Origin of the sequence: Streptomyces sp. NPDC057280 (assembly GCF_042668605.1) — a bacterium.
Classification (GTDB): domain Bacteria; phylum Actinomycetota; class Actinomycetes; order Streptomycetales; family Streptomycetaceae; genus Streptomyces.
On record NZ_JBHUYR010000008.1, the window covers coordinates 34,918 to 48,416 of the forward strand.

General features: G+C 70.2%; 11 protein-coding genes. 3 read left to right on the forward strand and 8 right to left on the reverse strand.

The features are described 5' to 3' along the window. The first annotated feature begins 99 nt into the window (after positions 1-99). Together ACFUO4_RS34820 and ACFUO4_RS34825 are read left to right on the forward strand one after the other, a co-directional pair. Positions 100-522: a helix-turn-helix transcriptional regulator gene (locus ACFUO4_RS34820; protein ID WP_079310280.1), complete on the forward strand. Its 423-nt coding sequence runs from the start codon at positions 100-102 to the stop codon at positions 520-522. 189 nt (positions 523-711) lie between these two features. After that, positions 712-957 carry a hypothetical protein gene (locus tag ACFUO4_RS34825; protein ID WP_383492348.1) on the forward strand — a complete coding sequence of 82 codons (246 nt, stop codon included), beginning with the start codon at positions 712-714 and terminating at the stop codon, positions 955-957. A 77-nt stretch (positions 958-1,034) separates the two neighbouring features. Here the strand turns inward: ACFUO4_RS34825 and ACFUO4_RS34830 are convergent, their stop codons facing one another. The 7 genes from ACFUO4_RS34830 to ACFUO4_RS34860 form a co-directional block, all read right to left on the reverse strand. After that, on the reverse strand, positions 1,035-2,738 hold the full coding sequence (locus tag ACFUO4_RS34830; RefSeq protein ID WP_383492351.1) for a proline--tRNA ligase: 1,704 nt from the start codon (positions 2,736-2,738) through the stop codon (positions 1,035-1,037). Between the two features lie 74 nt (positions 2,739-2,812). Then, positions 2,813-3,382 carry a GNAT family N-acetyltransferase gene (locus ACFUO4_RS34835; RefSeq protein WP_383492354.1) on the reverse strand — a complete coding sequence of 190 codons (570 nt, stop codon included), beginning with the start codon at positions 3,380-3,382 and terminating at the stop codon, positions 2,813-2,815. A 126-nt stretch (positions 3,383-3,508) separates the two neighbouring features. Next, positions 3,509-4,357 (reverse strand): GNAT family N-acetyltransferase, encoded by an 849-nt coding sequence (locus ACFUO4_RS34840; protein ID WP_079310276.1) that lies wholly within the window; start codon positions 4,355-4,357, stop codon positions 3,509-3,511. A 218-nt stretch (positions 4,358-4,575) separates the two neighbouring features. Beyond that, positions 4,576-5,733, reverse strand: a complete 1,158-nt coding sequence (gene ispG, locus ACFUO4_RS34845) for a flavodoxin-dependent (E)-4-hydroxy-3-methylbut-2-enyl-diphosphate synthase (RefSeq protein WP_079310275.1) — start codon at positions 5,731-5,733, stop codon at positions 4,576-4,578. Positions 5,734-5,903: 170 nt separating this feature from the next. Next, positions 5,904-7,196, reverse strand: a complete 1,293-nt coding sequence (locus ACFUO4_RS34850; RefSeq protein ID WP_383492885.1) for a M50 family metallopeptidase — start codon at positions 7,194-7,196, stop codon at positions 5,904-5,906. A gap of 8 nt (positions 7,197-7,204) precedes the next feature. Further along, positions 7,205-8,461 (reverse strand): 1-deoxy-D-xylulose-5-phosphate reductoisomerase, encoded by a 1,257-nt coding sequence (gene dxr, locus ACFUO4_RS34855; protein WP_079310273.1) that lies wholly within the window; start codon positions 8,459-8,461, stop codon positions 7,205-7,207. Positions 8,462-8,548: 87 nt separating this feature from the next. Then, on the reverse strand, positions 8,549-10,483 hold the full coding sequence (locus ACFUO4_RS34860; RefSeq protein ID WP_383492358.1) for an acyl-CoA dehydrogenase family protein: 1,935 nt from the start codon (positions 10,481-10,483) through the stop codon (positions 8,549-8,551). 346 nt (positions 10,484-10,829) lie between these two features. On the opposite strand from ACFUO4_RS34860, the gene ACFUO4_RS34865 reads away from it, so the two are divergent. Beyond that, positions 10,830-12,350, forward strand: coding sequence for a sugar transferase (locus ACFUO4_RS34865; RefSeq protein WP_079310272.1), 1,521 nt, complete (start codon positions 10,830-10,832; stop codon positions 12,348-12,350). A 135-nt stretch (positions 12,351-12,485) separates the two neighbouring features. On the opposite strand, the gene ACFUO4_RS34870 is transcribed toward ACFUO4_RS34865, so the two are convergent. Then, complete coding sequence (locus ACFUO4_RS34870) at positions 12,486-13,478, reverse strand: GDP-L-fucose synthase family protein (RefSeq protein WP_383492362.1); 993 nt, start codon at positions 13,476-13,478, stop codon at positions 12,486-12,488. Positions 13,479-13,499: the final 21 nt, after the last annotated feature.

Genomic DNA, 13,499 nt, shown 5'->3' on the forward strand with positions numbered 1-13,499 from the left:
TTCTGTGACAGGAGAGTTACGGCGTGCACACGGGACCCCCACAGGCCCGATCTGCGATCTACTTGCGCTTGTAGATAACGATGACCGATCCTCGGAGGCGTGACGAACGAGGCGAGCCGCCCAGCATCCCCCGAGACCGGCCAGGACCCGCCGCGCCGTGACGAGGATCTGGCGGCCCTGCTCGAACGTCTGCTGGCACAGGTGCCGGACAGGACCCAGAAGGACCTGGCGGCGGAGACCGGCATCGCCTACCCGACGCTCAACGCCTGGATGAACCGCACCCGCGGCACCTCGCGCATCGACCCGGAGAAACTCCGTGTCATGGTCGAGGTGTTCCGGCGCTGGGGCGTCCGCACGACGCCGAAGGAGTTCTTCGAGGCGGTCGGCCGCCCCGTGCCGGGCCCCAGCGCGGACGAGCGCGAGGCCCGGCTCCTGAAGCTCTACCGGCAATTGCCGGAGGCACGTCAGCGCGCACTACTGAAGGACGCCGAGGCGATGCTTCAGGTCAGTCGCATCGTGTGAGGCCAGCGCCGCGCGACCGGCTGCCCGGCCGGTCGCGCCGACATCCGCCGGTTGTGACGCACGGTCCGGATGCGACGGGTGAATATGCCGAAACAGTGCATGCATCCGGCCGCCGTCGGTACCATCAGTCAGCCGCTGGCCTCCCGGAGCGGAACGCTCATGCCGTAGCGCTTTCCTGGGGAGACAGTTGTGTGCGTCCACATTGCCGTTGCCGACGGTCTGGCGAGCATCGCGGTCTGGGACTCGGACGAGGTCAGCATCCGAGTCTCCCGAAGTGCGTCCACGGGTGATGCGCTGCGGGAGGTGGCGGACATCCTCATCGTCGATCTCGGCGCCCCCGCTTCCCGCGGCGGCCCGCTGCGCTGCTTCTGCGGGATGCGTGTGGAGCTTCCCCGGGAACTGTTCCCCTGCGTCCACGGAGCGGAAGCCGGCTGACCCGGACCGGGCACGCGTCGGCCCGTCCCCGGTCCTGCGGAGTGCGCGGACGGGGAACGGGCCGGACGGCAGGCGGGTCAGGCGGACAGCCGGGCAATCGCCTCGTCGACCGTCAGCTCCTCGCGCTCACCGGTCTTGCGGTCCTTCAGCTCCAGGACGCCCTCGGCGGAACGGCGGCCCGCGACAAGGATCTTCGGTACGCCGATGAGCTCGGCGTCCGTGAACTTCACGCCCGGGGAGACGCCCGCGCGGTCGTCGACCAGGACCCGCAGGCCCGCGGCGCGCAGCTTCTCGGAGACCTCCAGGGCCAGCTCGGTCTGGAGGGCCTTGCCCGCGGCCACCACGTGGACGTCGGCCGGGGCGACTTCGGCGGGCCAGCACAGACCCTGCTCGTCGGCGGTCTGCTCGGCGATGGCCGCGACCGCGCGGGTGACGCCGATGCCGTAGGAGCCCATGGTCACGCGGACCGGCTTGCCCTGCTGGCCGAGGACGTCGAGCTTGAGGGCGTCGGCGTACTTGCGGCCCAGCTGGAAGATGTGGCCGATCTCGATCGCCCGGTCCAGGACGAGGCCGGTGCCGCACTTGGGGCACGGGTCGCCGTCCTGCACGACCACGACGTCGACGTACTCGGCGACCTCGAAGTCCCGGCCCGCGACGACGTTCTTGGTGTGGGTGTTCACCTTGTTGGCGCCGGTGATCCACGCGGTGCCCGGGGCCACGCGCGGGTCGGCGATGTACGTGACCTTCTCCCCCAGGCCCTGCGGTCCGACGTAGCCGCGGACGAGGTCCGGGCGGCCCGCGAAGTCGGCCTCGGTGACCATCTCGACGACGGCCGGGGCGAAGTGCGCCTCGACCTTGTCCATGTCGACCTCACGGTCGCCGGGGACACCGACGGCCACGATCTCGCCGTCGACCTTCACGAGGAGGTTCTTCAGGGTCGCGGAGGCCGGGACGCCGAGTTGGGCGGCGAGGGTCTCGATGGTGGGGGTGTCGGGGGTCGGGATGTCCTCGGCGGCGGGGACGGCGGATCCGTCCACCGGCTTGAGCTCGTAGGAGATCGCCTCGGTGTTCGCCGCGAAGTCGCAGTTCGGACAGTCGGCGAAGGTGTCCTCGCCGGCGCCGGCCGGGGCCAGGAACTCCTCCGACTTCGAGCCGCCCATCGCGCCCGCGGTGGCGGCGCAGATGCGGTAGTCGAGGCCGAGGCGCGTGAAGATCTTCTGGTAGGCCTGGCGGTGCAGCGCGTAGGACCGGGCCAGGCCCTCGTCCTCGGTGTCGAAGGAGTACGAGTCCTTCATCAGGAACTCACGGCCGCGCAGGACACCGGCCCGCGGGCGGGCCTCGTCGCGGTACTTGTTCTGGATCTGGTAGAGGATGACCGGCAGGTCCTTGTAGGAGGACGCCTGGTCCTTCACCAGCAGGGTGAAGATCTCCTCGTGGGTCGGGCCGAGGAGGTAGTCGCCGCCCTTGCGGTCCTGGAGGCGGAACAGCTCGGGGCCGTACTCCTCCCAGCGGCCGGTCGCCTCGTACGGCTCGCGCGGCAGGACGGCGGGGAGCAGCACCTCCTGGGCGCCGATGGCGTCCATCTCCTCACGGACCACCCGCTCCACGTTGCGCAGGACCCGCATGCCGAGGGGCAGCCAGCTCCAGATGCCGGCGGCGGTGCGTCGGACGTAGCCGGCGCGGACGAGGAGCTTGTGGCTGAGGACCTCGGCGTCCGCCGGGTCGTCGCGCAGCGTCTTCGCCATCAACTGGGACATGCGCTGGACCGGTGCGTTGGCCATGGTTCTCGTACTCCTGCCGGGAAAACGGTGATGGCTAGGAGGTTAGCCGGGGGGCCGGTTGTGGTGGAAATCGGTTATCGGCGGCGCAGCGGCAAGGGGGCGCCCATCACGGCGTACGGCTTCGGGGCGCTCGGGAAGAGGACCTGGCGGGCCAGGTCCTGGTAGCCGAGCGAGTGGTAGAGGCCGCGGGCCGGGCTGTCGGTGTCGATCGCGGAGAGGATCGAGCGGGGTTCGGTGGCGCCGTCGGTGATCGTGGTGATCAGGGAGCGGCCGATGCCCTGGTTCTGGTGGTGCGGGTGGACGTGCAGCTCCGTGATCACGAAGGAGTCGTCCAGCCAGGTCTCGTGGCCCTGGGCACGGAGGTACGGCTCCACGACCGTGGACCACCAGTGGGTGCGGTCGTTGGGCATGCCGTAGACGAAACCCACGAGACGGCCCGCCGCGGTGGCACCGAGGGCCCGTGCGCCCGGGTACGTCATGTGGCGCAGGACGATCTGGCGTCGTACGGCGACCTCGTCGGCACCGAGTCCGAAGGCGACGGCCTGGACGGCGAGGGCCTCGTCGACGCGGGCGGAGAGGTCCAAGGGGCCGATCACGATGTCGTCGTCGGGGTGGCGGCGGTGTCCGTGACCGGGGAATCGCATGTGGGGAGCGTACAGGGCGGTTCGCCGGACGAGGCCGGGGACTTCGGGGGTTTCCGAGGCCGGGCACTTCGAGGGTTTCAGAGGCTGGGCACTTCGAGGGTTTCAGAGGCTGGGCACTTCGAGGGTTCAGAACAGGACGCTCATGAACGCGCCGACCTCTTCGAACCCCACCCGTCGGTACGTCCGTCGCGCCGCCGTGTTGAAGTCGTTCACGTACAGGCTGACCACCGGGGCCACGTCCGCGAGGGCGTAGCGCAGGACCGCCGACATGCCGGGGGCCGCGTAGCCCTGGCCCCGGTATTCGGGTGCCACCCACACGCCCTGGATCTGGCAGGCGCGGTCGGTCGCGGCGCCGATCTCCGCCTTGAAGACGACCTTGCCGTCGGCGTCGAGGCGGGCGAACGAGCGGCCGGAGCCCACGAGTTCGGCGACCCGGGCCTGGTAGAGGAGTCCGCCGTCACCGGCCATCGGGGAGACGCCGACCTCCTCGGTGAACATCGCCACGCACGCCGGCATGATCGTCTCCATCTCGTCCTTGCGGATGCGCCGGACGTACGGATCGGGGGCGATGTCGGCGGAGGGCCGGTCGGTGACCATCAGGGGCTGGTGGGCGCGGACGTCACGGGCCGGGCCCCAGCTGGGTTCCAGCAGCCGCCACAGCTCCGCGGTGGGTTCCGCGGGGCCGACGATCGAGGAGCAGCGGCGGCCCGCGCGCCGGGCGCGGTCGGCGAAGGCGCGGACGGCTCGCGGGGTGGCGCAGATGGGGACCAGGTTGGCGCCGGCGTAGCAGAGGGAGGTCAGCAGGCCGTCCTCGTACCAGCCCCACATCTCGCCACCGAGCCGCCATGGGTCGAGGCCGGCGACCTGTACGCGGGAGGTCACGAAGGCGTTCGCGACCGGCTCGCGGTCGAGGACGGCGAGCGCGGCGTCCAGGTCGCTCGGTTCGAGGACCCGGGAGGTCGTCTGGGTCAACACGGGCGGGGCCTCACACTGGGGACTGCGCTGATCTCCGCACTGTACCCGCGGAAGCTGAGCAGCGTCGCCCTGTGGTGGTGCCGGGTGCTATCGGGTGCCCGGGGTTCGTGTTGCCGGGCGCCCAATAGATCGGGGGGTTGCGTGCAGTTCGCGGGTGCGGGTTGTGTGTGGCCGGTCGTGCAGTTCCCCGCGCCCCTAAGGCGTTGCAGCCAGGTCCCTCAGCCCGCCACCGCCACCGACGGCTCGCCGGAGGCCACGCCGTCCGCCTCCATCTGCTCGGCCAGCTTCATGGCTTCCTCGATCAGGGTTTCGACGATCTTGGACTCCGGGACGGTCTTGATGACCTCGCCCTTGACGAAGATCTGGCCCTTGCCGTTGCCGGAGGCGACGCCGAGGTCGGCCTCGCGGGCCTCGCCGGGGCCGTTGACGACGCAGCCCATGACGGCGACGCGGAGCGGGACCTCCATGCCGGTCAGGCCCGCCGTGACCTCCTCGGCCAGCTTGTAGACGTCGACCTGGGCGCGGCCGCAGGACGGGCAGGAGACGATCTCCAGGCCGCGCTGCTTGAGGTTGAGGGACTCCAGGATCTGGTTGCCGACCTTGACCTCCTCGACGGGAGGGGCGGACAGGGAGACGCGGATCGTGTCACCGATGCCCTGGCTCAACAGCGCGCCGAAGGCCACCGCGGACTTGATCGTGCCCTGGAACGCCGGGCCCGCCTCCGTCACGCCGAGGTGGAGCGGGTAGTCGCACTGGGCGGCGAGCTGCTTGTACGCCTCGATCATGACGACCGGGTCGTTGTGCTTCACCGAGATCTTGATGTCCCGGAAGTCGTGCTCCTCGAAGAGCGAGGCCTCCCAGAGGGCGGACTCGACGAGGGCCTCGGGGGTGGCCTTGCCGTACTTCTGGAGCAGGCGGCGGTCGAGGGAGCCGGCGTTGACGCCGATGCGGATCGGGGTGCCGTGGTCCTTGGCGGCCCGCGCGATCTCCTTGACCTTGTCGTCGAACTGCTTGATGTTGCCGGGGTTCACGCGGACCGCCGCGCAGCCGGCCTCGATGGCGGCGAAGACGTACTTGGGCTGGAAGTGGATGTCCGCGATGACCGGGATCTGGGACTTCTTCGCGATCGTGGACAGGGCGTCGGCGTCGTCCTGGGTCGGGCAGGCGACGCGCACGATCTGGCAGCCGGACGCGGTCAGCTCGGCGATCTGCTGGAGGGTCGCGCCGATGTCGGACGTACGGGTCGTGGTCATCGACTGGACGGAGACCGGGGCGTCGCCACCGACGGCGACGGTGCCGACCTGGATCTGCCGGCTCTTGCGGCGCTCGGCAACCCTGGTCGGAACGGACGGCATGCCGAGAGAAATCGCAGTCATCTGCTGTGCAACCCCAAGTCGTGGATCAAGGTCCGGCGCCAACGGAACAGTGGGCTCCAGGCTTCGAGATTACGGCACGCGCGCGGGCCGGAGCACATCCGTCCCACGGAGCCACCCGAACGAAGACGACCCGGCACGAAGCGTGCCGGGTCGTCGTGAACGCCGTATGGCTAGGAGATTCGCACCGGGTTGACGACGTCCGCGATGAGGACCAGGACCGTGAAGCAGATGAAGATGCCCGCCACGACGTAGGCCACCGGCATCAGCTTCGCCACGTCGAACGGGCCCGGGTCGGGGCGGCGGAAGAGCTTGGCCAGGTTGCGGCGCAGCGACTCCCACAGGGCGCCCGCGATGTGGCCGCCGTCGAGCGGCAGCAGCGGGAGCATGTTGAACAGGAACAGGGAGAGGTTGAAGCCCGCGAGGAGCATCACGAACATCGCCAGTTGCTGGGACGCCGGGATGTCGAGGGTGGCGATCTCGCCGCCGACCCTGGCCGCGCCGACCACGCCCATCGGGGAGTCCGGTTCGCGGGGGCCGTCGCCGAAGGCGGCGTCCCACAGGGCCGGGATCTTGGAGGGCAGGGCGGCGAGGGAGTCGACGGCGTCGCCGACGCGGTCCGTCATCCAGGTCACCGACTCGCCGAAGTCCTGTTTGACGACGCCGGTGGCGGCGCTGAAGCCGAGGAAGCCGGCCTTGACGTACTCACCCTGGACGTAGGCCCCGCTGGAGTCCTTCTTCGCGACGAGGTTGGTGGCGATCCTGGCCGTGAGGGAGACCTGCTTGCCGTCGCGCTCGACGACGATCGGGACCGTCTTGCCGGCGCTGTCGCGGATGAGGTCGGAGAGCGTGTTCCAGTCGTCCGTCTTCACCCCGGCGAAGGAGACGATCTTGTCGCCCTTCTTCATGCCGGCCGCCGCGGCCGGGGAGGCCTTGTCGGTCTTCTTGCAGGTGTCGCGGTTCTCGCTCTGGGAGATCACGCACGGGGAGACCGAGGCGACGTCGGTGGTCTGCTGCTGGATGCCGAAGCCCATCAGGACCGTCAGGAACAGGCCGATCGCCAGGATCAGGTTCATGAACGGGCCAGCGAACATGACGATCACGCGCTTCCACGGCTTGCGTGTGTAGAAGAGGCGGGACTCGTCACCGGGCTGGAGTTCCTCGAAGGCGGCCGAGCGGGCGTCCTCGATCATGCCGCGCCAGGGTGAGGTGGAGCGGGCCTCCAGGCGGCCGTCCGGGCCGGGCGGGAACATGCCGATCATGCGGATGTAGCCGCCGAAGGGGATGGCCTTGACGCCGTACTCCGTGTCGCCCTTCTTCCTCGACCAGATGGTCGGGCCGAAGCCGACCATGTACTGGGGCACGCGGATGCCGAAGAGCTTGGCCGTGGAGAGGTGGCCGAGCTCGTGCCACGCGATCGAGACCAGGAGTCCGAACGCGAAGACCGCTATGCCGAGGATGAACATCAGGGTCGTCATGCACGGGCCTCCGCCGTCTGTGCCGCCAGTTCCCGGGCCCGGGTGCGGGCCCAGGTCTCCGCTTCGAGGACGTCCGACACGGTGAGCGAGGTTCCCGTGGCCGGCGTGCCGTGCTCCTCCACGACGCGTGTCACGGTCTCCATGATCCCGTTGAAGGGCAGCGCGCCGACCCGGAACGCCTCCACGCACTCCTCGTTGGCGGCATTGAACACCGCCGGGGCCGTGCCCGCGAGCTCTCCCACGTGCCTCGCAAGGTTGACCGAAGGAAACGCGTCGTTGTCGAGCGGGAAGAACTCCCACGTCGACGCCTTGCTCCAGTCGAAGGCGGGAGCCGCGTCGGGGACGCGCTCGGGCCAGCCGAGGCCGATGGCGATCGGCCCGCGCATGTCGGGGGGCGTCGCCTGGGCGATTGTCGATCCGTCCGTGAACTCAACCATCGAGTGGACATACGACTGGGGATGCACGACGACCTCAATGCGGTCGAAGGGAATGTCGTAGAGGAGGTGCGCCTCGATGACTTCCAGGCCCTTGTTGACGAGGGTCGCGGAGTTGATGGTGATGACCGGGCCCATGGCCCAGGTGGGGTGGGCGAGGGCGTCCTCGACGCTGACGTTCGCCAGTTCGTCCTTCGTACGGCCGCGGAACGGGCCGCCGGAGGCGGTGACGACCAGCTTGCGCACGTCTGCCCGGGTCCCGGAGGCCAGGGCCTGGAACAGGGCCGCGTGCTCGGAGTCGACCGGGATGATCTGCCCCGGCTTGGCGAGGGCCTTGACCAGCGGGCCGCCGACGATGAGCGACTCCTTGTTGGCGAGCGCGAGGGTGCGGCCCGCCTCCAGTGCGGCGAGGGTCGGGGCGAGGCCGATCGAGCCGGTGATGCCGTTGAGGACGGTGTGGCAGTCGGAGGCGGCGACCTGGCCGGCCGCCTCGGGACCGGCCAGGATCTCCGGGAGCGGCTCGCCGGTGCCGTACCGGGCCTGGAGTGACTCCCGCAGCGCCGGTACGACGTCCTCGCGGGCGACCGCGACGGTCCGCACCCCGAGCCGGTGGGCCTGCTCGGCGAGCAGGGAGACCCGGCCTCCGTGGGCGGACAGCGCGGTGACCCGGAAGCGGTCCGGGTTGCGCAGGACGAGGTCGATGGCCTGGGTGCCGATCGAGCCGGTGGAGCCGAGGATCACCACGTCCTTGGGGCCGTCGCCCGCCACGGGGTCGTAGACGAGGTGCGGATCCGCGAGGGGAGCTGGACTGTCACTCATCCCCCCATTGTTGCCGTAAGGACGGTGTGTGAGGACAGCGCGTCCCCCTCACGGTGGACGTGCGGGGGACGCGGTGACATGAGCCGGTCAGCGGATCGGGCGGTGGACGTTGTTCTTCTCGCTCGCCCCCGGAGAGGCGTCGGCGATCCACGGGCCCTCGCCCGAGGGGTCGACGATGCCGTCCTCCAGCCATGTGTAGGTGCCGGACATGACGCCCTTGACGACCTTGCGGTCCAGGTCGTCGGTGTTGGTCCACAGGCGGCCGAAGAGTTCCTCGATCCGGATGCGGGACTGGCGGCAGAAGGCGTCAGCGAGCTGGTAGGCCTCGCGGCCATGGGCCTCTGTGGTGCGCAGGAGTTCGGCGCGGACGCAGGCCGCGCTCATGGCGAAGAGTTCCGCGCCGATGTCGACGATCCGGCCGAGGAAGCCCTGTTTGGTCTCCATGCGGCCCTGCCAGCGGGACATGGCGTAGAACGTGGAGCGGGCGAGTTTGCGGGCCGTGCGCTCGACGTAGCGGAGGTGGACGGAGAGGTCGACCTCGTGTTTGAACTCGTTGTAGGAGTACGGGAGTTGCCCCTGGCCCGCAACCAGTTTCGGGAGCCACTTGGCGTAGAACACGCCCGCGTTGGCGCCCGCCTTCGCCTTGTCCGTCAGGGACTTGTCCGGGTCGATCAGGTCGCCGGCGACCGAGAGGTGGGCGTCGACCGCCTCGCGGGCGATCAGCAGGTGCATGATCTCGGTCGAGCCCTCGAAGATGCGGTTGATGCGGAGGTCGCGGAGGACTTGCTCCGCCGGGACCGCGCGTTCGCCGCGGGCCGCCAGGGACGCGGCCGTCTCGAAGCCCCGGCCGCCGCGGATCTGGACCAGTTCGTCGGCCATCAGCCACGCCTGCTCGGAGGCGAAGAGCTTGGCCAGGGCGCCCTCGATGCGGATGTCGTTGCGGTCCTCGTCGGCCATCTGGCTCGCGAGGTCCGTGACCGCCTCCAGCGCGAAGGTGGTGGCCGCGATGAAGCTGATCTTCGAGCCGACCGCCTCGTGCTGGGCGATGGGCTTGCCCCACTGCTCGCGGGCCGCCGACCACTCGCGGGCGATCTTCAGGCACCACTTGCCGGCGGCGACGCAGGAGGCCGGCAGGGAGAGCCGGCCGGTGTTGAGTGTGGTGAGCGCGATCTTCAGGCCCGCGCCTTCCGGGCCGATGCGGTTCGCGGCCGGGACCCTGACCTGGTGGAAGCGGGTCACGCCGTTCTCGATGCCGCGCAGGCCCATGAAGGCGTTGCGGTTCTCGACCGTGATGCCGGGCGAGTTGGTCTCGACGACGAACGCGGTGATGCCGCCCCGGTGGCCCTCGGACTTCGGCACCCGGGCCATGACGACGAGGAGGTCGGCGACCACGCCGTTGGTGGTCCACAGCTTCACCCCGTCGAGGACGTAGTCGTCGCCGTCGGGGACCGCGGTGGTGGCGAGGCGGGCGGGGTCGGAGCCGACGTCGGGCTCGGTGAGGAGGAAGGCGCTGATGTCGGTGCGGGCGCACCGGGGCAGGAACGTCTCCTTCTGCTCGTCGGTACCGAACAGCTTCAGCGGCTGCGGTACGCCGATCGACTGATGGGCGGAGAGCAGCACGCCGATCGCGGGGCTCGCCGAGCCCGCCAGCGCGAGCGCCTTGTTGTAGTACACCTGGGTGAGGCCGAGGCCGCCGTACTTGGTGTCGATCTTCATGCCGAGGGCGCCGAGCTCCTTGAGGCCGTTGATGACCTCGTCGGGGATCTGGGCCTCGCGCTCGATGAGGGCGCCGTCGACCTTCGTCTCGCAGAAGTCGCGGAGCTTGGCGAGGAACTCCTCGCCGCGCTCGGCGGCCTCGGAGGAGGGCATGGGGTGCGGGTGGACCAGGTCGAGCCGGAAGCGGCCGAGGAACAGTTCTTTGGCGAAGCTGGGCTTGCGCCACTCCTGTTCCCGGGCCGCCTCGGCGACCTCGCGGGCCTCGCGCTCGGAGACGGAGGGTTTGCTGGTGGATGGGGCGGACAAGAGGCTCACCTCGCCGCGAATCGGGATCTTGGACCGTTTTCGTTACCGACCGGTGCTACTCGATCGTATGTACCCGATCCCGGACGACCCCACCACCCCTCGCGCGCCGTTCACCCGTGAGCCATCCGTGATTGTCCCGGTATTTTCCGTCACATCACGTGATGGTTACGTGAAGGCCCCGCACTGTCACCTTCACCGGATTCGTGTGAATTCCACGAAAACTCCGGCCGAACGGTCACGGTCGTGCCCTACGTTTTTCGATCACTTGGGCACACCCGTTCGGTGGGGAACAGTTCGACATCGCGAACGGGCGTGCTGACGGCGTCGTATGGCTGGGGGGCAGCGCATGCGGGATGTCGGTGTGTCGGAATCGGCCGGGGAACCGGGGGGCCGGGCGGTCGTCGCGGAGGACGGCCCGGCGAAACCCCGACCGGAGCGCATCAGGCCGAAGGGGCGGGCAGGGGACGGAAAGGCGCGGTGGTACCGGCCACTGGCGGTGCTGACCGACACCTTCGGGATCGGGGTGCCTCTGGCCGCGGTGCTGGCGGCTGACGGGCAGGACCTGCCGGTCGTCGGCGGACTCGTCGGCGCGGGTACGTGGGCGACGATCCGGGCGCTGCGGCAGCGGTACGCGGCCCAGCGGCTCGGTGAGGCGTGGGGCGTCCTGGCCGCCGTACGGGACTGGGTGCTGCTGGCCGGCATCCTGGCGCTGGCGCTCGTGCTGTCGGACGTGGAGAACGGGCCCGAACCGACCCTGGCGCTGGCCGCGTTGACGCCCGGGCTGCTGTTGACGGCCACGGTCACTCCGCTCACCCGGCTGCATCTCAATCGTCAGCGGCGTGAGGCGCGGGCGGTGCGCAGGGCGCTCGTGGTCGGGGAGCCGGCCGCCGTGGATCAGGTCGTCGAGCGGCTGTCCTCACGCACGGATCACGCGTACGTCGTGGTGGGCGTCGTGCCCGTCGGGCATCAGGTGCTCGGGTGCGGGATGCCGGTGTCGGAGCGGCTGGCGTCGCTCGACACGGACCATCAGCGGGACGCCGCGGCCGTGTTGCGGGCCGTGGAGGCGGCCGGGGCGGATGTCGCCCTGGTGGTGCCGGGGTTACGGATGACCGGGGACCGGCTGCGGCAGGTGTCCTGGGCGCTGCACGGGGCGGGGCTGCAGCTGGCGGTGGTGCCGGGCCTCGCGGAGGTGGCGCAGGCTCGGGTGCGGCCCACGTCGGCGGCGGGGCTGACGGTGCTTCAAGTGTCGCCGCCCGCGCAGGAGTTCGGACAGCCCTGGCTGAAGTCACTGCTGGACCGGGCGGGCGCGCTGTGCGGAGTGGTGGCGCTGGCGCCGGTGTTCGGGGCGCTCGCGCTGGCCGTGCGGTTCTCCTCGCCGGGCCCCGTGTTCTATCGGCAGAGGCGCTGCGGGCTCGGTGGGCGGCCGTTCACCATGTGGAAGTTCCGGACGATGGTCGTCGACGCGGAGACCCGGCGGGCCTCGCTGGCGGGGCGCAACCAGAACGACGGGCACATGTTCAAGATGCGGCGCGACCCGCGGGTGACGCGGCTGGGGTCGGTGATGCGCCGGCTGTCCCTTGACGAGTTGCCCCAGCTGTTCAACGTACTTCGTGGGGACATGTCCCTGATCGGGCCGCGGCCTCCGCTGCCCGAGGAGGTGGCGCGCTACAGCCAGGTCGAGCACCGGCGGCTCGCGGTCAAGCCGGGGATGACGGGGTTGTGGCAGGTCAGCGGGCGGTCGGATCTGTCGTGGGACGAGACGGTGGCGCTGGACCTCTGGTACGTGGACAACTGGTCGGTGTCCGCGGACATGGAGATCATGACTCGGACGCTGCGGGCCGTGGTCGACGGGCGCGGGGCGTACTGAGTGCGCCGGGGGATGTGCCGGGCCCGGTCGTCGGGCGGCTCCGGGCCGGTGGGGGCTGGTCGCGCCCGCGCGGCGGTAGCCGCAGATTCAATACGGCCCCGCGCCCCTTTGGGGCGCGGTCGAACCGGCCTTTGTTCAGTGCTGGTTGAGCCACCACTCGTACGTCGCCGCAATGCCGTCCCTGAGTTCGACCGCCGGCTTGAAGCCCAGTTCGGTGAGGCGGGTCACGTCCAGGAGCTTGCGCGGGGTGCCGTCCGGCTTCGTCGTGTCCCAGGTGATCTGGCCCTGATAGCCCGTCACCTCGCGGACCAGCGATGCCAGTTCGCTGATCGGCAGGTCCTCGCCGCAGCCGATGTTCACCGGGCCCGCTTCGTCGTAGCGGTTCAGCAGGAGGGCACACGCCGCCGCCACGTCGTCGACGTGGAGGAACTCGCGGCGCGGGGTTCCCGTGCCCCACAGGGTGACCTGGGGGGCGTTGGACTCTCTCGCCTCGTGGAAGCGGCGGATCAGGGCCGGGAGGACGTGCGAGGTGGCCAGGTCGAAGTTGTCGCCGGGCCCGTAGAGGTTGGTCGGCATCGCGCTGATGTAGGAGCGGCCGTACTGGCTGCGGTAGGCGTTGACCTGGGTGATGCCGGCGATCTTGGCGATGGCGTAGGCCTCGTTGGTGGGTTCGAGAGCGCCGGTGAGCAGCGAGTCCTCCCGGATCGGCTGGTCGGCGAGCTTGGGGTAGATGCAGGACGAGCCGAGGAAGAGCAGGCGGGGGACGTCGGCGGAGTGGGCGCCGGCCACCACGCTCAGCTGTATACGAAGGTTGTCCTCCAGGAACTGCACCGGATAGGTGCTGTTGGCCATGATCCCGCCCACCTTGGCGGCGGCCAGCACGACGGCGTCCGGGCGGACGTCGCGCAAGAAGGCCTCGGTCCGCGCGGCGTCGCGCAGATCGAGCTGGTCCCTGCCGCGGGTGAGCACCTCGTGTCCGTCGGCCTCGAGCCGCCGGGCCACCGCGGAGCCGACCAGGCCCCGGTGGCCCGCGACGAAGATCCGGGCCGGACTGGGAAGCAGCGAGGGCCCCGGCGTGCGCTCGGGCTCGGACACGGGCGTGAGCTTGGGCGAAGCGTCAGCTGTCATGCGCGGATTGTGTCAGCGACG

Excerpts from the sequence above, each read along its gene's own strand:
- ACFUO4_RS34830 (WP_383492351.1), bottom strand. The coding sequence starts at position 2,738 with ATGGCCAACGCACCGGTCCAGCGCATGTCCCAGTTGATGGCGAAGACG.
- ACFUO4_RS34835 (WP_383492354.1), bottom strand. The coding sequence starts at position 3,382 with ATGCGATTCCCCGGTCACGGACACCGCCGCCACCCCGACGACGACATC.
- ispG (WP_079310275.1), bottom strand. The coding sequence starts at position 5,733 with ATGACTGCGATTTCTCTCGGCATGCCGTCCGTTCCGACCAGGGTTGCC.
- ACFUO4_RS34850 (WP_383492885.1), bottom strand. The coding sequence starts at position 7,196 with ATGTTCATCCTCGGCATAGCGGTCTTCGCGTTCGGACTCCTGGTCTCG.
- dxr (WP_079310273.1), bottom strand. The coding sequence starts at position 8,461 with ATGAGTGACAGTCCAGCTCCCCTCGCGGATCCGCACCTCGTCTACGAC.
- ACFUO4_RS34865 (WP_079310272.1), top strand. The coding sequence starts at position 10,830 with ATGCGGGATGTCGGTGTGTCGGAATCGGCCGGGGAACCGGGGGGCCGG.
- ACFUO4_RS34870 (WP_383492362.1), bottom strand. The coding sequence starts at position 13,478 with ATGACAGCTGACGCTTCGCCCAAGCTCACGCCCGTGTCCGAGCCCGAG.